At 61.9% G+C, this 19,270-nt stretch carries 16 protein-coding genes and 2 pseudogenes; 8 read left to right on the top strand and 10 right to left on the bottom strand.

Annotated features, from left to right (window positions below):
• On the top strand, positions 1–431 hold a 431-nt coding region (locus JFT80_RS04525), incomplete at its 5' end, for an ABC transporter permease (protein ID WP_201147064.1).
• A gap of 13 nt (positions 432–444) precedes the next feature.
• Positions 445–1,499 (top strand): annotated as a pseudogene (locus JFT80_RS04520) (ABC transporter ATP-binding protein).
• Between the two features lie 132 nt (positions 1,500–1,631).
• Here JFT80_RS04520 and JFT80_RS04515 read toward each other — a convergent pair.
• Positions 1,632–2,561 carry an AraC family transcriptional regulator gene (locus tag JFT80_RS04515; RefSeq protein WP_201147063.1) on the bottom strand — a complete coding sequence of 310 codons (930 nt, stop codon included), beginning with the start codon at positions 2,559–2,561 and terminating at the stop codon, positions 1,632–1,634.
• Between the two features lie 336 nt (positions 2,562–2,897).
• Here JFT80_RS04515 and JFT80_RS04510 point away from each other — a divergent pair, with 336 nt between their 5' ends.
• Together JFT80_RS04510 and JFT80_RS04505 are read left to right on the top strand one after the other, a co-directional pair.
• On the top strand, positions 2,898–3,251 hold the full coding sequence (locus JFT80_RS04510) for a putative quinol monooxygenase (RefSeq protein ID WP_201147062.1): 354 nt from the start codon (positions 2,898–2,900) through the stop codon (positions 3,249–3,251).
• A gap of 41 nt (positions 3,252–3,292) precedes the next feature.
• The gene (locus JFT80_RS04505) at positions 3,293–3,523 is read left to right on the top strand and encodes a hypothetical protein (protein WP_045058271.1); all 231 of its coding nucleotides are present in this window, start codon (positions 3,293–3,295) and stop codon (positions 3,521–3,523) included.
• Between the two features lie 15 nt (positions 3,524–3,538).
• On the opposite strand, the gene JFT80_RS04500 is transcribed toward JFT80_RS04505, so the two are convergent.
• The 5 genes from JFT80_RS04500 to JFT80_RS04480 form a co-directional block, all read right to left on the bottom strand.
• Positions 3,539–4,168 carry a flavin reductase family protein gene (locus JFT80_RS04500; protein ID WP_201147061.1) on the bottom strand — a complete coding sequence of 210 codons (630 nt, stop codon included), beginning with the start codon at positions 4,166–4,168 and terminating at the stop codon, positions 3,539–3,541.
• Between the two features lie 199 nt (positions 4,169–4,367).
• Entirely contained in the window at positions 4,368–5,687 is a 1,320-nt protein-coding gene (locus tag JFT80_RS04495; protein WP_201147060.1) for an MFS transporter, read from the bottom strand.
• 292 nt (positions 5,688–5,979) lie between these two features.
• Positions 5,980–7,311, bottom strand: a complete 1,332-nt coding sequence (locus JFT80_RS04490; RefSeq protein WP_201147059.1) for a sigma-54 dependent transcriptional regulator — start codon at positions 7,309–7,311, stop codon at positions 5,980–5,982.
• Positions 7,296–9,071, bottom strand: coding sequence for an ATP-binding protein (locus JFT80_RS04485; RefSeq protein WP_122840118.1), 1,776 nt, complete (start codon positions 9,069–9,071; stop codon positions 7,296–7,298). The genes JFT80_RS04490 and JFT80_RS04485 overlap by 16 nt, the downstream gene beginning before the upstream one ends.
• Before the next feature lie 106 nt (positions 9,072–9,177).
• A complete protein-coding gene (locus JFT80_RS04480) occupies positions 9,178–10,701 on the bottom strand; it encodes a fumarate hydratase (protein ID WP_201147058.1) in 1,524 nt (507 codons plus the stop codon).
• 352 nt (positions 10,702–11,053) lie between these two features.
• Here JFT80_RS04480 and JFT80_RS04475 point away from each other — a divergent pair, with 352 nt between their 5' ends.
• Positions 11,054–12,160 (top strand): diguanylate cyclase, encoded by a 1,107-nt coding sequence (locus JFT80_RS04475; RefSeq protein WP_201147057.1) that lies wholly within the window; start codon positions 11,054–11,056, stop codon positions 12,158–12,160.
• Positions 12,153–13,087: pseudogene (locus JFT80_RS04470) on the top strand (iron-sulfur-binding ferredoxin reductase). The gene JFT80_RS04475 and the pseudogene JFT80_RS04470 overlap by 8 nt, the downstream one beginning before the upstream one ends.
• Before the next feature lie 86 nt (positions 13,088–13,173).
• On the opposite strand, the gene pyk reads toward JFT80_RS04470, so the two are convergent.
• On the bottom strand, positions 13,174–14,625 hold the full coding sequence (gene pyk / locus JFT80_RS04465; protein WP_201147056.1) for a pyruvate kinase: 1,452 nt from the start codon (positions 14,623–14,625) through the stop codon (positions 13,174–13,176).
• A 157-nt stretch (positions 14,626–14,782) separates the two neighbouring features.
• On the opposite strand from pyk, the gene JFT80_RS04460 reads away from it, so the two are divergent.
• Positions 14,783–15,178 carry a tol-pal system YbgF family protein gene (locus tag JFT80_RS04460; protein ID WP_201147055.1) on the top strand — a complete coding sequence of 132 codons (396 nt, stop codon included), beginning with the start codon at positions 14,783–14,785 and terminating at the stop codon, positions 15,176–15,178.
• Between the two features lie 238 nt (positions 15,179–15,416).
• On the top strand, positions 15,417–15,776 hold the full coding sequence (locus JFT80_RS04455) for a PilZ domain-containing protein (RefSeq protein ID WP_122840123.1): 360 nt from the start codon (positions 15,417–15,419) through the stop codon (positions 15,774–15,776).
• A gap of 15 nt (positions 15,777–15,791) precedes the next feature.
• Here the strand turns inward: JFT80_RS04455 and JFT80_RS04450 are convergent, their stop codons facing one another.
• Genes JFT80_RS04450 through JFT80_RS04440 form a run of 3 tightly spaced genes read right to left on the bottom strand, consistent with a single transcriptional unit; the run spans position 15,792 to position 19,266 of the window.
• The gene (locus tag JFT80_RS04450) at positions 15,792–17,123 is read right to left on the bottom strand and encodes a DUF58 domain-containing protein (protein ID WP_201147054.1); all 1,332 of its coding nucleotides are present in this window, start codon (positions 17,121–17,123) and stop codon (positions 15,792–15,794) included.
• Positions 17,120–18,121, bottom strand: a complete 1,002-nt coding sequence (locus tag JFT80_RS04445) for a MoxR family ATPase (protein WP_201147065.1) — start codon at positions 18,119–18,121, stop codon at positions 17,120–17,122. The genes JFT80_RS04450 and JFT80_RS04445 overlap by 4 nt, the downstream gene beginning before the upstream one ends.
• A complete protein-coding gene (locus JFT80_RS04440; protein ID WP_374091323.1) occupies positions 18,121–19,266 on the bottom strand; it encodes a DUF4350 domain-containing protein in 1,146 nt (381 codons plus the stop codon). The genes JFT80_RS04445 and JFT80_RS04440 overlap by 1 nt, the downstream gene beginning before the upstream one ends.
• Positions 19,267–19,270 lie beyond the last annotated feature (4 nt).

Below are 19,270 nucleotides of genomic sequence, written 5' to 3'. Positions count from 1 at the left end.
TGGTTTTCGACAGCCTGCCGTTCCAGATGACCACCTCGCGCCTGGTGATTGCGCACGTGATCCTGGCATTACCCTTCGTGGTGAAGAATTGCACCGCAGCGATGCTGTCCATCGGCAGTGAGGTCGAAGAGGCTGCGCAGATGCTCGGCGCGTCGCCCACCCGGGCGATCGTTGACGTGGTGGTGCCGTTGATGAAGTCGGGAATCCTGGCGGGGATGCTGTTGGCGTTCATCGTCTCGTTCAACGAGTTCACCGTGACCTACTTCCTCTACACCATTGATGTCATGACCGTGCCTATCTGGATGTACAGCCGCACCGTGTCATCGCTTGACCCGACTGTCTTTTCCTTTGCCGTGCTGATCGTGCTGATCGACTTCGTCCTGATCTGGGCGTTGGAGAAGCTGGTGGGCGAGGGCGGCGTTTCCTTTTGATTTGAGGTGCAACATGACTGGTCTGATTCTGGAAAACGTCGAAAAACACTACGGCTCGGCCTGCGCGGTCAAGGATGTGAACCTGCATTTGCCCGAGGGCAAGCTGGTGTGTTTTCTCGGCCCCTCGGGCTGCGGGAAAACCACCCTGCTGCGCATGATCGCCGGGCTCGAAACCCTCTCGGGCGGGGAGATCCGCCTGGACGGTGAAGACATCGGCCACACCCCGGCGCATCTGCGCAATTTCGGCATGGTGTTCCAATCCCTGGCGCTGTTTCCGCACATGACCGTGGGGGAGAACATCGCTTACCCTTTGAAGCTGCGTGGGGTCAGCAAGGCTGATCAACAGGCGCGGGTGGTGGAGTTGCTGCAGCTGATTCAGTTGCAGGAGATGATTGATCGCCCGGTGTCCAAGTTGTCCGGCGGGCAACGCCAGCGCGTGGCGATCGCCCGGGCAATTGCCTCACACCCGAAAATCCTGTTGCTGGATGAACCGCTGTCGGCGCTGGACGCCAAGCTGCGGGAATCGATGCAGGTAGAAATCCGCCAACTGCAACAGCGCCTGAACATCACCACCATCATGGTCACCCACGACCAGCGTGAGGCCATGACCATGGCCGATATCGTCGTCGTGTTGGGCGAACATCGGGTACAGCAGGTCGGGACGCCCATCGAGATTTACCGGCATCCGGCCAACGAGTTCGTTGCCGACTTCATCGGCTCGGGCAACATTTTCCCGGCTACGGCGCTGGGCAATGGCAAGGTCGGTTTGCCCGGGGGGACGCCCTGCAAGTGCCGATCTGCAGCAGCATAGTGGCGGGGGCGAAGGTCAAGATGCTGATTCGTCCCGAGGACCTCCAGCTGTCGCAGCCCCAGGCCACGGCGGGAAACCGTCTGCTCGGCAGGGTGACGTTCGTGCGCGACATCGGCGCGACGATTGAAACCACGGTGGAGTGTTCGGGGGTGTCGTTTACTGCCTTGAGTACGCCTTGCCAGGGCTTCGGCCTGAGCATCGGCAACCCGGTATCGGTGACCCTGCCGGCCGAGGCGTGCCGGGTGCTCGGCGCCTGATCCAGATTCGATGGCGGCCTTTGCGGCCTCATCGCGGGCAAGCCCGCTCCCACAGGTTCTGTGAACGCTACAGATCACTGTGGGAGCGGGCTTGCCCGCGATGAGGCCAGTGGCCACCCGACACTATTTGGATTACACCGACAACCGCAACCGCGCCAAATCCCTTAACGGCGGCGCACCGAACAGCCGGCTGTACTCCCGGCTGAACTGCGACGGGCTCTCATACCCCACTCGATACCCCGCCGCCGACGCATCCAGCCCTTCGGCGAGCATCAACCGCCGCGCCTCTTGCAGGCGCAACTGCTTCTGATACTGCAACGGACTCATTGCCGTCATCGCCTTGAACCGGTGATGCAGCGTCGACACGCTCAGATTCACTTCTTTGGCCAAATCATCAATACGCAGCGGCTGTTCAAAGTTGCCGTTGAGCCATTTGATTGCTTGGCTGATGCGATGGCTCTGGCTGTTGGCAATCGCAATCTCATACAAACGATGGCCCTGCGGGCTACGCAGCAGACGGTAGAGAATCTCGCGGCGAATCAGCGGCGCGAGCATGGCGATGTCTTTCGGCGCATCGAGCAGGCGCGCCAGACGCAGCACCGCATCGAGCATCGAACTGTCGATCTGCTCGACATACAAACCACGCCCGGTAGGGCGCGTCGGCACGCCCATGGGGCCGGCGTCGGCGATCAGCGCGGTGATTTCTGCCGGGTCGATGTCCAGGCGCACGGCGAGGATCGGATTCTCCGGCGACACGTTAACCACGCGCCCGCTCAGCGGCATCGAAACCGACACCACCAGATAATTCAGCGGATCGTAATTGAAGTACTCATCGGCCAGCCGCACCTCTTTGCGACCTTGCGCCATGATGCACAGCGCCGGTTGCGCGAGCACCGGGGCAAAGTCGTGGGATTGGGTGTGGCGTGACATGAACAGCGAGCCGACGGCCGTGGCATAGGTGCCATCATCCAGCGTGTTGCGGCGGATGATCGCCGCCAGTTCCGCGCGCTGCTTTTCCATGTCAGCAGTGGGTTCGGCTTGAAAACGATCGAATGACGTCATGCACGGCATCCTCGGCAGGGGAGGTGGAATGGGGCAGAGCATATGTTTGTGCAAGCGCAAGCGGTAGACACATCCTGCGAAATGCTTGCCTGATTCTGCAACGCGCTCAAGTGTTTCACGTTGGCGGCGGGCGCTAGCCGGGCAAACTTGCTTGAAAGTCATATTTCAACGCTGTGACAGGATTTACAGGTTGTTACAGGTTCCCGGAGAAGCGTGGCAGGATCGTGCAACAAGCCGGCAGGAATCGACTAACCGCGTTCTCCCGGGCGCGCTTAACCTTTGATCCTGTCGCAGCCCGTCCCACGGCTGCCACTTGAGTACCTGGGAGGGTTTAACATGTCTACGCAAATCCCCGTCAGCCATATGGCCTATGTTCGGGCTCGTGCCGGGCGTTCGGCGGAACTGGGCGCGCGTCTCAGTGCCCTGATAGAGCCGTCGCGTACTGCACCGGGCTGCCTGAGCTTCGCCTTGCAACATTCACAATGCGATCCGGAGTTGTGGCTGGTGTCCGGTTTCTGGCTCGATCAACAGGCCATGACGGCCTACTTCAGCACCCCGGCCATGCAGATTTTTGCCGAGTTGGTGGAGGACCTGGTGGTCAACAGCCTGGATTTTCATACCTTCGAGCAAGTATCAGCCGCCCAGGCGCTCGGACAGACCCGGTCCTGGGTACACAAAATGGCGGGTTGAGGGTTTAATGACGGCATTCTCAATCAGCCAGGATGCCCGACATGGCACGTAAAGCCTTTGAAACCTTCGAAGCCGTATCGGCCGTTGTCCCCCGCGAGGGCGGTTACTACGCGGCGATTGCCACCAAAGCCATCGGTAGCTCGGGCGCACCGCGCTTCAACAAGCTGCTGGAAGAACAGACCTTCAAGACCGCCAAGGAGGCGGACGAGGCTGCCGCCATGCAACTGACGCACCTCAAGGGCGTCGGCGAAGACGGCGAACTGATCTGGTAGTCATCTGAACAGTAGCTACCGGGTCGCCCCCGGGCGGAACATCTTGAACAGGGCCTCGGGCCCCAACTGGAAATAGTCCGCCGGCCCGCCGCCGCGCAGAATCGGTTCTGCCGCGGCGGTGTCGTAGATGCCGTCCTTCAACAGCCATTTGGCGATATGCACGGCGACCACTTCGCCGAGGATCAACCAGCTCGGCACGGTTTCGCCATCGGCGCGCTGCAACTGAATGATCTGCGTGACCTTGCATTCAAAGGACACCGGGCTTTCGGCGACCCGTGGCACCGAAATCACTTTTGACGCGACGGTCGTCAATCCCGCCAATTCAAATTCGTTGACCTCAGGCGCGACCATCGCGCAGCTCTGGTTCATCTGCTCGGCCAATGGGCGAGTGGCGAGGTTCCAGGCGAATTCGCCGGTCTGCTCGATGTTGTTCAGGCTGTCTTTGCGCCCGACGCTGGAAAAACCAATGATCGGCGGAATGTAGTTGAAGGCGTTGAAGAAGCTGTACGGCGCCAGATTGAGCTGACCATTGGCATCCTGCGAAGAGATCCAGCCAATAGGGCGCGGGCCGACGATGGCGTTGAACGGATCGTGGGGCAGGCCGTGGCCATTGGCGGGTTCGTAGAAGTGGATGTCATCGGGCATGAACGGGTTCCTGGGGATCGTTTCGGGTGGCTTCTGCAGGAGCGAGCTTGCTCGCGAAAAACGTGCGGGAAACGCGTTCCTCCAGGCGGCCCACGTTATCGTTGTCGTCCATCGCGAGCAAGCTCGCTCCTACAGTGGACACCACAATGAAAAAGGGGCAGGCCCGCGAAGGACTGCCCCTTTGATGACGCCAGCGGACTTAGTCCGTGGTGATGCGCGAGTGCTTGCGAGTGTCTTTCATGGTGATATACACCAGCAAAGACACTGCGATACACCCGGTCACGTACCAGTAGTAGCCGGTTTCCATGCCGCTGCTCTTGAACCACAGCGCGATGTATTCGGCAGTACCGCCGAAGATCGACACGGTCAGCGCGTACGGCAGGCCAACGCCCAGTGCGCGGATTTCGGTCGGGAACAGTTCAGCCTTCACCACGGCATTGATCGAGGTGTAACCGCTGACGATGATCAGCGCCGCCATGATCAGGAAGAACGCACCCCACCAGGTCTGAATGGTGTGCAGGGTCATCAGGATCGGCACGGTGAAAATCGTTCCCAGCACGCCGAAGGCGATCAGGATCGGACGACGACCGATCTTGTCCGACAGGCCACCGATGATCGGTTGCAGGCACATGAACAGGAACAGCGTGGCAGCGGAAATGGTGGTCGAGTCGGAGATGCTCATGCCGACGGTGTTCACCAGATACTTCTGCATGTACGTGGTGTAGGTATAGAACGCCAGGGTGCCACCCATGGTCAGGCCGACCACGGTCAGCAACTCTTTCGGGTGACGCAGCAAGGTGCGCATCGCGCTTTCCTTGGACTTCTCTTTCTTGGTGAACGACTCGGTTTCTTCCATGCCGCGACGCAGATACAGCGCCACGACTGCGCACAGCGCGCCGATGGCGAACGGAATACGCCAGCCCCACGCGTACAGCTCTTCGGTGGTGAGGACGTTCTGCAGGACGATCAGTACACCCAGCGCGATGAGCTGGCCGGAGATCAATGTCACGTACTGGAAGCTGGAGAAGAAGCCGCGACGCTCTTTGGTCGCCATCTCGCTGAGGTAAGTGGCCGAGGTGCCGTACTCGCCGCCGACCGACAGGCCCTGCAGCAGTCGCGCAAACACCAACAGGACTGGCGCGCCGACACCGATGGTTTCGTAACCAGGGCTCAGCGCGATGATCAGCGAGCCGAAGCACATCAGGTAAACCGAGGCCATCAGGGCTTTCTTGCGGCCGACCTTGTCAGCGTACAAGCCCATCAGCCAGCCGCCGATCGGGCGCATCAGGAAACCTACGGCGAAAATCGCAGCGGTGTTCAACAGTTGGGCGGTGGTGTCGCCTTTAGGGAAAAAGGCTTTGGCGAAGTACAGCGAGAAGGCGGCATAAACGTACCAGTCGTACCACTCGACCATGTTGCCGACGGAGCCGCTGAAGATCGATTTGATTCGGTTGGCGGTGGTTCTTTCTTTGGCGGGCACGGCAGCCGACCCAAGGGGCAGGGCGTTGGAGTTATCCATTGAAGGATCCTTCGTTTAATTGTTTTTGTGGAGCGCGTAGAAACGCAGCCTGTGGGGGCTATAGCAGGAGCTGTGCCAACGGGGAGAAGGCCGGTTTAGAGGGGGTGAGGGAGTTTGTTGAGCGGAAATCCGCTTATGGGACACTACTGGTGAGCGGAAATTTGCTTATGCATCTGAGCATTTGCGGGGATCTGCTGACGTCTTCGCGAGCAGGCTCGCTCCCACAGGGACATGCATTTCCAAGGTGGGGGCGAGCCTGCTCGCGAAGAAGCCGGATAATGCGCTGCAAAACTCAGCTGCCTGAAACAAACATCTCCCGACTCAACCCATGCCGCTGCATCTTTTCATTAAAGGTCCGGCGCGGCAGTTGCAGTTCTTCAAGCACCGCTTTCACATCGCCCTTGTGCCGCGTCAGCGCCGCGCGCAAGCACTGCGCTTCAAATGCCTCCTGCTGCGCCGCGAGCGACTGGCCGGGATCAATCCTTGGCGCCGGCTCATCCAGCCCCAGCACCTGGCGTTCGGCGACGTTGGCCAGTTCACGCACGTTGCCCGGCCAGTCATGGCTGAGCAGATGACTCAACTGGGCGCCCGTTAGCGGCGGGAAAGTCCGGCCGAGGCGCTGCGCCGCACTCTGGGCAAAGTTCTCGAACAGCAACGGAATGTCTTCACGCCGCTCCCGCAGCGGCGGCAAACGCAGCTCGGCGACGTTCAGTCGATACGCCAGATCCTCACGAAAGCGTCCGGCGCGGGCTTCATCGAGCAGGTCAGGTTTGGTCGCCGCCACAATGCGCAAGTCGACACGAATACTCTGGTTCGAGCCTAACCGTTCAAGCTTCTGCTCCTGTAACACCCGCAGCAGTTTCACCTGTTGAGCCAACGGCATGCTTTCGATTTCATCGAGAAACAGCGTGCCGCCATCGGCGTATTCCAGCTTGCCGATCCGTTTGCCGGAGGCGCCGGTAAAGGCGCCACTCTCATGTCCGAACAACTCGGCCTCGAACAATTGCTCAGGGATCGCCGCACAGTTCAGCGCCACAAAGGGCTTGTCCGCCCGTGGACCGAAATCATGCAGACAACGGGCAACCAGTTCCTTGCCGCTGCCGGTCTCGCCGCGGATCAACACATTGACCGGCAATGCCGCCAGTTCCAGCACTTGCCGGCGTAACGTCTGCAAGCCACGGGAAACCCCCAGCAGCGTCGTGTCGAGTTTGGCGCGGTTGTCGGCCTGCTCGTGCAGGGCACGGTTTTCCAGGACCAGGCGGCGTTTGTCGAGGGCCCGGCGCAAGCTGCCCAGCAGGGTTTGCGGGCTGAACGGTTTTTCCAGAAAGTCGTAGGCGCCATCACGCATCGCTTCGACCGCCATCGGCACATCGCCGTGGCCAGTGAGCAGAATCACCGGCAGATCGGCGTCGCGCTTGTGCACTTCAGCCAACAACGCCAGCCCGCCGATACCGGGCATGCGCACATCGCTGAGGATCACCCCGGCATAGTGCGCGGGCAGGGCGGCGAGGCATTCTTCAGCGCGACTGAACAACTGCACTTCGAAGCCTGACAGGCTCAACCATTGTTCGACGGCGCTACGAATGCTGCTTTCGTCGTCGACGACGATCACTGAGTTGAGCATGGGCCCTGGGCCTCCTGGTCGATCGGCAGGGTGAGGGTGAAAGCGGCGCCGTTACCCTGGTTGGTCGCGCTCAGGCGGCCGCCGGATTCGTGAGCGATGGCAAAGGATACGGCCAGCCCGATGCCCAGGCCATCGCCCACGGGTTTGGTGGTGAAAAACGGATCGAAGACTTTTGCCAGGTGTTCCTCGGCAATGCCGCCACCATTATCGGACACGGTCAGGCGCCACAGCTTTTCATCTTCTTCCAACCGGATTTCCAGGCGCTTGCAGGGCTTGTCGTGCATCGCGTCCAGGGCGTTGCGCAATAGATTGATCAGCACCTGCTCCAGGCGAATCGAATCACCACGCACCCAGGCCGGGCGCGTCAGGTGCAGCACCGTGCTGACCTGTTCCTCGCGCAGGCGGGTTTCGAGCAGTTGCAGCGCCTGGTCCACCACAGTCGCCAGGTCCAGGCGTTCGCGCAGGCCGCTGGGGCTCTTGCGGGCAAACGTCTTGAGGTGGCCGGTCAGGGCAGCCATGCGCGTCAGCATGTCATCCACCGGTTTGAGTGCCTTGTAGGCGTCATCTACCCGGCCGTGGTCGAGCAACAGGCGCAGGGTGGCCAGTTGCATGCGCTGGGCGGTCAGCGGCTGGTTGATTTCATGGGCCAGGGCGGCGGACATCTGGCCCAGGGCGGCGAGTTTGGCCGACTGCACCAGGCCATCCTGAGCGGTGCGCAGGTCGCGGGTGCGTTCTTCGACCAGGCGCTCGAGCTCTTCGCGACTGCGCTGGCGGATCCTGGCCAGACGCCAACGCTGATTGAGAAATAGCAGAAGGAAAACCAGCGCCAGCCACGACCCGGCTGCAGCCAGTGCAGCAGTGCGGCTGTCTTCAAAGGGCACCTGCGGGCGACGCAGCAGATGCAGGGTCCAGCCTTCGGCGGCCAGGGGCAGGGATTCCCACAGGTAGTCAACTTTGCCATCCGGGCCATCGACCCGCGCCAGGTGACTGTTGTCGTCGAAACTCTGCAGGGGCTGATAGTCCAGCTGTTTCAGGGGCTGCTTGTCGTACTGGCGGGTGGCCTTGAGTTCGGCGTGATCGCTGTCATTCAGTGGTTTGAGCAAGCGATAACGCCAGCCTGGCTGATTGGCAATGAAGATCACGCCGCGGGCATCGCTGACCAGCAAAGTATCGCTGCCCTGGCGCCATTCACGCTCCAGCTCGGGAAACTCGAGCTTGACCACCATGGCACCGAGGAAGCGCCCATCGTCGGCAGTCACCGCACTGGACAGGAAATAACCGGGAATCCCGCTGGTCACCCCCACTGCATAGAAGCGTCCGGACCCCAGGGTGCGGGTCTGGCTGAAGTAGGGACGAAAGCCATAGTTGTGGCCGACGTAACTGCTGGGCAGGCGCCAGTTGCTCGCGGCCACGGCGAGACCGGTTTCATCGAGCAGTTCCAGGGTCGAAGACTCGGCGGCGCCGTTGATCTTTTCCAGCTTGCGGTTGAGCAGGTCCTGCTGTTGGGCCGTCAATGGTCCATCGAGTGCCGAACGCAACTCAGGGTCCAGGGCCAGCACAGCGGGCAGGGCGCGGTAGCGTTCGATCAAGGTGTGCAGCGAGGTCGCGTACAAACCCAGCTGCTGGTTGGCCCGGGCAGCGTCCTCCACCAATGCCTGGCGCTCGGCATGGCGCATGGCCAGGGTGGCGGCGATGACGGCGCCGGCAACGATGACGAGGGAGTAGAGCGTCAGGCGCAAGGGGCGAGAGGACTCGAACATGCTGGGCGTTACACAACGGGACGGTGGGCGCGCACCATAGCATGAGCCATAAAAAAGGCGACAGGAGCATGACCCCTGTCGCCTTTGCCAGACGTGTCTGAAAGGCTTACTGCACTTCTACCGCCAGGCTTTCGCTGATCTTCTGCTGCCAGATCGCCGGGCCGGTGATGTGTACCGACTCACCTTTGCTGTCCACCGCAACGGTGACCGGCATGTCCTTGACCTCGAACTCGTAGATCGCTTCCATGCCCAGTTCGGCAAACGCCAGCACTTTCGACTTCTTGATCGCTTGCGCGACCAGGTAAGCAGCGCCGCCGACGGCCATCAGGTACACGGCTTTGTTGTCCTTGATCGCTTCGATCGCGGTCGGGCCGCGCTCGGATTTGCCGATCATGCCCAGCAAGCCGGTTTGCTCAAGGATCTGACGGGTGAACTTGTCCATCCGCGTTGCAGTGGTCGGGCCGGCAGGGCCAACCACTTCGTCACGCACCGGATCAACCGGGCCGACGTAATAGATGAAGCGACCCTTGAGGTCCACCGGCAGGGTTTCGCCCTTGTTCAGCATCTCGACCATGCGCTTGTGCGCAGCGTCGCGGCCGGTGAGCATCTTGCCGTTGAGCAGGACCGTTTCGCCCGGCTTCCAGCTCTGCACTTCTTCCGGGGTCAGGGTGTCGAGGTTGACGCGACGAGCCGACGGGCCGGCTTCCCAGACGATTTCCGGGTAGGCGTCCAGCGGTGGCGCCTCCAGCGAGGCCGGGCCGGAACCGTCGAGCACGAAGTGCGCGTGACGAGTAGCGGCGCAGTTGGGGATCATGCACACCGGCAGCGAGGCTGCGTGGGTCGGGTAATCCATGATCTTCACGTCGAGCACGGTGGTCAGGCCACCGAGGCCCTGGGCGCCGATGCCCAACTGATTGACCTTCTCGAACAGCTCCAGACGCATTTCTTCGATGCGGTTCTGTGGGCCACGGGCTTTCAGCTCGTGAATGTCGATGGATTCCATCAACACTTCTTTGGCCATCACTGCAGCTTTCTCGGCGGTGCCGCCGATACCAATACCGAGCATGCCCGGTGGGCACCAGCCGGCACCCATGGTCGGAACGGTTTTCAGCACCCAGTCGACGATCGAGTCGGACGGGTTGAGCATGGCCATTTTCGACTTGTTCTCGGAACCGCCGCCCTTGGCCGCCACGTCCACTTCAACGGTGTTGCCCGGGACGATGGAGTAGTGAATGACGGCCGGGGTGTTGTCCTTGGTGTTTTTACGAGCGCCCGCCGGGTCGGCGAGGATCGAGGCACGCAGGACGTTTTCCGGCAGGTTGTAGGCGCGACGCACGCCTTCGTTGATCATGTCGTCCAGGCCCATGGTGGCGCCATCCCAACGCACGTCCATGCCGACGCGCACGAACACGGTAACGATACCGGTGTCCTGGCAGATCGGGCGATGGCCGGTGGCACACATGCGCGAGTTGATCAGGATTTGCGCCATCGAGTCACGGGCTGCTGGCGATTCTTCGCGCAGGTAGGCTTCGTGCATCGCCTGGATGAAATCCACGGGGTGGTAATAGGAAATGAACTGCAGGGCGTCGGCAACGCTCTGAATCAGGTCGTCTTGCTTGATCACGGTCATGAGTCGCGCTCCTCTAAAAGACGGGAACATTCAATAAGGTGCTTGCAGCTTGGGTGCATCGGTCGGTTGCAAGCACCTTTCAAGGCACGCCGGGGCTGCTGGCGCGACGCTAAAAAGGCGCGGCAGTATACCGCGCCTCGGTGAGGCATACACGCGCCGGCAGTCATTCGTTGGTCGCATAGGGTTCAGGCGTCATCGAAGGCAGGATTGACCAGCAAGTAGAGTCATGGTTTTGACGCCATTTTTTCGATCTTAGAATTGATTGGTCATTTATCGACTACGCCACTAAAGTGGCAGCCGGTCTGTAGAGTAGGACACTCGGTCAGCCTCCTATCGCACGGTGAGTCAACGATTGACCCATAACGCTATTCAACGTCTTCTGCTCAAACGTTTTGCCCTTGCTGCGGCCACCTACGGATTGGCTCTGCTGCTGCTGTGGCTGGCGTTTTTTACCGGGCATTACGACCAGACCCTCAGTGCTGTAGCCATCGGCAGCGCACTGGTGGTGATCACTCAGGCGGCCCTGTTTGTGATGTTCTGGACCGGCCGCAACCAACGTTACGCCGACCCCAGCCTGACCGAAGTGCAAGTACTGCTCGGCCTCGGCTGGCAGACCTGGCTGATCGCTCATCTGGATGAGGCGCGCGGCGCTTTTCTGGTTTTTTATGTACTTATCCTGCTGTTTGGCCTGTTTCACCTCAGTCGACGCGCGTTCATTCGCTGCGCGCTGATGGTGTTTTTCAGTTTCTGCGCGATCACGCTCTGGGACGGTTACCACTTTCTTCTGCCAGAGCCGGCGCTGGCTGCATTGCAGGTGGGCATTCTGGCGATGGTGCTGGCGTGGCTGGTGCTTTACGCCCGTTATGTCCAGGCCTCGCGGCAGCGCATGCGTCAGCGCCGGTTTGCCTTGCAGGCGCATCAGGACACCCTGCGCGGGATGATGCGCCAACTCGAAGACCTGGTCGCCACTGACGAACTGACCGGGCTGTTCAATCGCCGGCACTTTCTGCGCCTGGCCTCTCGTGAGCTGAATGCGCTGGACAGCGATGTGATGCATGGCCTGGCGTTGATCGACCTCGACCATTTCAAGCGCATCAACGACCTGCACGGCCATGCCGCCGGAGACCAGGTGTTGCAGGCGTTCGCCGCTGTCGCGCAGGCGTGTCTGCGCGATGGCGACGTACTCGCCCGCTATGGCGGCGAAGAGTTCGTGGTGCTGCTGCCCGACTGCAATGCCGAGCGCCTGACTTCATGTTGCGAGCGTTTGCGCATCGCCTTTACCGACGTCGAGCTGATCGGCATCAGCGTCAGCCACCTCAGCCTGTCGGCGGGCATGACATTGCTGGAGTTGGGTGACGATCTGGACGATGCCTTGCACCGCGCCGACCAGGCGCTTTATCGCGCCAAACGCGACGGGCGCAATCGCTGCGCGGCGGCGTGGGAGAACGCCGATGCCTGAGTTGCGCGTGGGCGAGCGGCGGTGGTCGGTCGCGCCGGGCAGCAACCTGCTCGACGCGTTGAACAGCAACGGCGAGGCCGTGCCATATAGCTGCCGCGCCGGCAGCTGTCACGCGTGCCTGGTGCAGTGCCTGCAAGGGCTGCCCAGCGACACCCGGCCCGACGCCCTCAGTCCCGAGCAGCGCCAGCAGGGTTGGCGGCTGGCCTGTCAGTGCCAGGTGGTGGAGGATCTGCAGGTGCATGCCTTCGATCCACAGCACGATGGTCGCCCCGCCGAGGTGAGTGCGATCGATTGGCTCAGCGCCCATGTGTTGCGCCTGCGCCTGGTGCCACAACGCCCTTGCGTTATAGCGCCGGGCAGCATCTGGTGCTGTGGGCGGGACAAGTCGCACGACCCTACTCGCTTGCCAGCCTGCCTCAGGAAGACCGGTTCCTGGAGTTTCACATCGATTGCCGGCAACCGGGCGCGTTCAGCGATGCCGCCCGGCTGATGCAGATCGGCGATTCGATCCGTCTTGGCGAGTTGCGCGGCGGGGCACTGCACTATGATGCGGACTGGCACGACCGCCCGCTATGGCTGTTGGCGGCGGGCACTGGGCTGGGGCCGTTGTTCGGCATCCTGCGCGAGGCATTGCTGCAGGATCACCAAGGGTCCATCCGCGTGATTCACCTGGCCCACGACCCCAGCGAGCACTACCTGGCCAAGCCGCTACAGGCCATGGCCGCCACCCGCCCGAACCTCAGCATCGAGCTGTGGACCCCGGCGGATCTGCCCACGACACTGGCACAACTGCGCCTGGTTTCCCGGCAGACCCAGGCCTTGCTATGCGGCGGCCCCGACAGCGTTGATGCCTTTGCCCGGCGCCTGTACCTGGCGGGACTGCCGCGCAATCAACTATTGGCCGACGCCTTCCTGCCCCGCGGTTGAGTGCTGTTGGCTGGCGGGGGCCCATCAGATACCCCAAAAAAAGGCCCCCCAGCGCGAACTGGGGGCCTCCTTTACTGGCTGAAGTCTCAGACCATCGGGTCGCCAACGTGCAGGATCTTCATGCCGTTGGTGCCGCCGGTGGTGTGGTAGCTGTCGCCTTTGGTCAGGATGACCCAGTCGCCTTTCTCCACAACGCCGCGCTTGACCAGCTCGTCGATCGCTTTCTGGCTGACTTCGTGCGGCGGCAGCGATGCCGGGTCGAACGGCACGGTGTACACGCCTCGGAACATCGCCGCGCGCGCTTGAGTCTCGCGGTGCGGGGAGAACGCGTAGATCGGCACCGAAGAACGGATGCGCGACATGATCAACGGCGTGTAGCCACTTTCGGTCAGTGCGATGATCGCCTTCACACCCGGGAAGTGGTTGGCGGTATACATGGCCGCCAGCGCGATGCTCTGGTCGCAGCTTTCGAAGACTTTGCCGATGCGGTGGCTGGACGTCTTGCCGGTCGGGTGCTTTTCAGCGCCGACGCAGATGCGCGCCATCGCTTGCACAGCTTCCAGTGGGTACAGACCCGCAGCGGATTCAGCCGAGAGCATCACGGCGTCGGTGTAGTCGAGCACGGCGTTGGCCACGTCGGACACTTCGGCGCGGGTTGGCATCGGGTTCTGGATCATCGACTCCATCATCTGGGTCGCGACGATCACAGCCTTGTTGTGGCGGCGTGCGTGCAGAATGATTTTCTTCTGAATGCCCACCAGTTCGGCGTCGCCGATTTCCACACCCAGGTCACCACGGGCAACCATCACCGCGTCGGAAGCCTGGATCAGACCGTCGAGGGTTTCGTCGTCGGCCACGGCTTCGGCGCGTTCGATCTTCGCCACCAGCCAGGCGGTACCGCCAGCTTCGTCGCGCAGTTGGCGCGCGTATTCCATGTCTGCGGCGTCACGCGGGAAGGACACGGCGAGGTAATCAACCTCCATTTCAGCAGCCAGCTTGATGTCGGCTTTGTCTTTCTCGGTCAGGGCCGGTGCAGTCAGGCCGCCGCCGCGACGGTTGATACCTTTGTGGTCCGACAGCGGACCGCCAATGATCACGGTGCAGTTCAGTTCGGTGGCGGTCGCGGTGTCGACGCGCATCACCACGCGACCGTCGTCGAGCAGCAGCTCGTCGCCCACGCCGCAGTCCTTGACCAGGTCCGGATAGTCGATGCCGACGATCTGCTGGTTGCCTTCGGTCAACGGATGGCTGGTGGAGAAGGTGAACTTGTCACCGATCTTCAGCTCGATCTTCTTGTTGGCGAATTTGGCGATACGGATTTTCGGGCCTTGCAGGTCACCCAACAGGGCAACGAAGCGGCCGTGCTTGGCAGCAATGTCACGCACCAGCTTCGCGCGAGCCTTGTGCTCGTCGGGGGTGCCGTGGGAGAAGTTCAGACGGGCGACGTCCAGACCAGCCAGAATCAGCTGTTCGAGAACTTCCGGCGAGTTACTGGCCGGGCCAAGGGTAGCGACGATTTTGGTACGACGGACGGACATGCAAAGACTCCTGAGTTCAAGCGCTAGCAGAGGCTACTATGCTCCGTTGGTGTAGTCATTGTTCGTTTGCACTACTTATTCGTTTGTCTGTTGAAACGAACATTGCTGAAGATTTTCGACGCAGGGTCGATACAGAGCTCAAGACAGGAGAACCCTCATGCGATTCGTACCCATTGCCGCCCTTGCCCTCAGCGTCCTCGCCGTCACGGGCTGCACCCGTTGGTCGATGAACCATCATTTGAACAACGCCTACAGCGCTTATGATCGCGGCAACTGCGAGCAGGTCATGCTCGAACTGTCCAAGGTCGAGCGCGCCAGCCGTGCCCGCCCGTATGTGTGGCCGGAAGTGTCGATGATGCGCGGCCAGTGCCTTGAGCGGCAGAAAATGTTTGTCGATGCTGCGCAGACCTATCAGTTCATCATGGCCTCGTACCCCAATAGCGAATATGCCTACCGCGCCCGTGCCCGCCTGGAAACCTTGCAGAGCCTGGGTCATTACCCGCTGCGCAGCACCAGCACCAGCACCAGCGCCGTGCGGGCGACGCGTTTCTGATTACAGTTGTCATACCAAGCCTGGCTCACCGCGTGCGGTGAGCTATAGTCCAAGGGCCCGGGTCTGGGGCCCTGTCTCCAGACAGGCGCCACACCTGTGATCGGCCCAAGTAAGCGGCAGCGGTTCAACGGACTGTCGAACCAGGATCGGGGAGAGCGTACCCATTGCCCACGCAGGCGGGTCCGTTCCGAAGCATTAGTGCGGCCCTGCTTAAGGGGCCTGGCAAAGCGAATTCAGCATGTTCACCAACCGCCGGATCGAACGGCATCAGCTGCCGTATTTTCTGAGAGTGTTTAACAGCGTGACAGACAAACCCATCGGGTTCCTGGGTAATGTGTCCGAGGACGGGCTGATGTTGATCAGCCAGTTGCCGATGATGGTCGGCGCCGATTTTGATTTGCGCCTCAAAATCCCGGCCACTGATGGCAGCCAACAGATCATCGATGTGCGGGGATGTTGTCTTTGGTGCCACGAAGACGCGACGCCGCATCATTACGATGCCGGTTTCAGCCTGCAGCGAACGCCTGCGGAATATGGGTATCTGGTCAGCGCCCTGAGGCAGTACTTCAGTTTCCAGCCGTTGCCGGCCTCGGCCTGACAGCAAGCGCAAGCTTCAGGTGCTGCCACTGCGCTTCAGGCTTAAATAGTGCGTCACCAGCGCTGCCCCCAGTTCCCCCGGGCGCACATCCACCACCGGTACGCCATGGGCGCTCAGTCCCTCGTGGAGCTGCGCCCGTGAGTTCATGTAGTCCACCGTGCCGCAGTAGGTAAGTGATTCCTCGAGGGTCTGCACCGGAGTCTGCAGCACGCGGTCGAGCACCTCTTCGCGCAAGCTTGCCAGCAGCACCCTGTGTTGTTTGCCCAAGCGTTGGACGGCGCTGAGCAAGCCTTCATCGTCCTCGTCCCGCAGATTGGTGATCAGCACCACCAGGGCGCGGCGTTTCTGCCGGGCCAGTAGCTGGCTGGCGGCTGCCTGGTAATCCGCAGGGCGCTGGGTGGTGTCCAGGTCATAAACTGCATTGAGCAACACGTTGAGCTGGCCGCTGCCTTTGACCGGCGCCAGATAGCGCGGCTGGTCGCTGGCAAAAGTGCACAGGCCCACGGCGTCGCCCTGGCGCAAGGCGATATAGCTCAACAGCAGGCAGGCGTTGAGGGCGTGATCGAAGTGCGCCAGCTCGCCGTCCTGGCTGCGCATGCGCCGACCGCAGTCGAGCATGAAAATGATCTGCTGGTCGCGTTCATCCTGGTATTCCCGGGCAATCGGCGTGCGCTGGCGTGCGGTGGCTTTCCAGTCGATCTGTCGCAGGCTGTCACCCTCGCGAAATTCGCGCAGCTGATGAAACTCCAGACCCAGGCCCCGGCGTTGCCGCTGGCGCACCCCGAGCTGGCTGAGCCAGTTGTCTACTGCCAGTAGCTGGCCGCCGTAGAGGTGGGCGAAGTCGGGATAGACGCGGGTGCTGTCGATCACGGGTAACAGGCGCTTGCGGGTCCACAGGCCCAGTGGACTCGCCAGATTGATTTCGCAATGTTCGAAACTGAAGTGGCCGCGCTTGAGTGGGCGCAGACGATAACTGAGCTGGCTGCGATGTCCCGGTTGAAGTTCGACCGACAGTGGCAGGTTCTCGACGCTCAGGCCATCGGGAGCGTGGTCATGCAGTTCAAGGATTCGTGAGTGTGCTGAGTCATGTTCGACCTCCAGTCGCACGTCACTCCAGCGCCCCAGAGCCAGGCTTGTGGGCATATGCCGGGTGATCCGCGGCGAGGCTTGGCGGCTGGCACGCACGGCGTCGAGGATCGCCAGCATCAGCAGCGCCAGGAGCAATCCCCAACTGATCGACGCCAGACTGGCGGGCAGCGCGACGCCGAGCGCGCGTAACGCTCCGAGCGCGATACCGATGGCCAGCAGCAATGCCAGCCAGATCAGCAGCAGGCGCGAGGGTTTCACAGGCGCGGCGCCGGGACTTGGTCGAGCAATTGCTGCAACACCTGATCGACGTGCAAACCTTCGATGTCCAGCTCCGGCGCGACGCGCACGCGATGGCGCAGCACGGCCAGCGCGCAGCCCTTGATGTCGTCGGGAATCACGAACTCGCCACCGCGCAACAACGCTCGGGCGCGGGCGCAGCGCACCAGTGCAATAGAGGCGCGCGGCCCGGCGCCCAGCGTCAGGCCCGGCCACGTGCGGGTGCTGCGCGCCAGGCGTACGGCGTAATCGAGCACCTGATCATCCAGCGGCAGATCACTGGCGATGCGCTGCAATGCTTGCACATCTTTGGCTTGCAACACGGTGCGCAGCGGCTGCACATCGAGCATGTCGGCGCGGGTCGAGCGGCTGACCTGACGCACCATGTTCAGTTCTTGTTCGGCGTCGGGGTAATCCATGCGCACCTTGAGCATGAAGCGGTCGAGTTCAGCTTCCGGCAGAGGGTAGGTGCCTTCCTGTTCGATCGGGTTTTGCGTGGCGAGCACCATGAACGGTTGCGCGATGGGCAGGGCGCGGCCTTCGAGGGTGACTTGGCGTTCCTGCATGGCTTCCAGCAGCGCCGCCTGCGTCTTGGCCGGGGCGCGGTTGATCTCATCGGCCAGCAGCAGGTTGGTGAACAGCGGACCCTTGCGCAACTTGAACTGTTCGGTCTGCAGGTCGTACACGGCGTGGCCGGTGACGTCGCTGGGCATCAGGTCCGGGGTGAACTGGATGCGCGCAAATTCACCGCCGAAGCATCGGGCCAGGGCGCGCACCAGCAGGGTCTTGCCCAGCCCCGGCACCCCTTCGAGCAGGACATGTCCGCCCGCGATCAGGGCGGTCAGCACGTCATCGATCACTGAATCCTGGCCGATCAGTGCCTTCTGCAACTCAGCCCTGACCGCCTGGGCCAGCTGGCTGGCGCGCAGGCGTTGCTGGGCAGCGTGGCTTGGCGTTCCAGGTTCTGGCTGTTCACTCATCATAAGGCGTTCCTCAAGGATTGCAGGTGGGCCACCTGGCGGCTGAAGTCGGCGCTGTTGAGCCGCTGCTTCGGTCGCGGGCTCATGGCCTGGCTGATAGCGCGTGTGGGGTGGCCGGTCAGGCGTGACAGCACCAGCCATTGTTCGGCGACGCCGAGTTGATCAAACCCCTGGTGACGGCGTCGCACGCGCCGCAGGATGTCCTGTCGCAAGGCTTGCAGCAGGCTCTGCTGGCCATTGCGGCGCAGCATGAAAGCAGCGCTGGCGCGCAAGTGTTCCAGCAGTTGGCGGCGCGCTGGCGCAGGGGTTTCCTGCAACGGGCCATGGCGTACGCCGGCGTGCCAGCAGCCCAGGCCGATCAGCGCGATCAACGCCACCAGTGCCTGGGGGAAATAGCGCAGCAGCAGGGTCACCAGGTTGTCGTGATCGGTATTGAACACCAACGTCACCTGCGTATCGGCGGTGAGGTACCAGAGCAGCCAGGCATTGTCGTACTGGTCGATGGCCGGGTTTTTCCACAGGTCGGCGTCGGTAACCACCACGATCGAGCCCAATCCGTGATTGAGTTGCATCATGTGCGTGGCCTTGGCGCTGTTGGCCCAGGCCTGAGCGAGATTCTTTGGATCGTCGAGGTGGAAATCGGTGTCGAAGCCGGCGTAGGCCGGTGCGTCCTCGTCTTCCAGATAGAGCTTGGTCAGCTTGGGGAAGCGGTCCTGTTCGAGGTCGGCGGGCGGCTCTTTGAGATCCTTGCTCAAGGATTGATGCAGTTGCACCCGATCGAGCAGCAGGTCGTTACTTTGTTTGGTCTGCTCATCCCACAGCGATTCGGCGACGAACACCAGGCGCCCGCCGGCGCGTGTCCAGTTCATGATCTGGTCGACCTGCCTGGGCGTCATGTTGTACCGATCGCCGAACAGCAACAGGCTGTGCTGGCGCGGATCGAGCGAGGGCAGGATGTCGAGGCCATTGGCGTGGCCGACGCTCAGGCTCTGTTTGCGCAGGAATTGTTCGGCTGCCAGATAAGGGTTGGCCAGGGCTTCGGGCGCGGGACCGTGATCGATCTGCTCCTGATAAGGCGTGGCCTTCAGATACAGGTAGATAGCCAGGCACGCCACCAGCACCGCGATGATCGTGCCGAGCACCAGGCCG

This window comes from Pseudomonas sp. TH10 (assembly GCF_016651255.1).
Taxonomy (GTDB): Bacteria; Pseudomonadota; Gammaproteobacteria; order Pseudomonadales; family Pseudomonadaceae; genus Aquipseudomonas.
The sequence above is the reverse complement of the archived record's forward strand: the minus strand, read 5'-3'. Positions and strand labels throughout refer to the sequence as shown.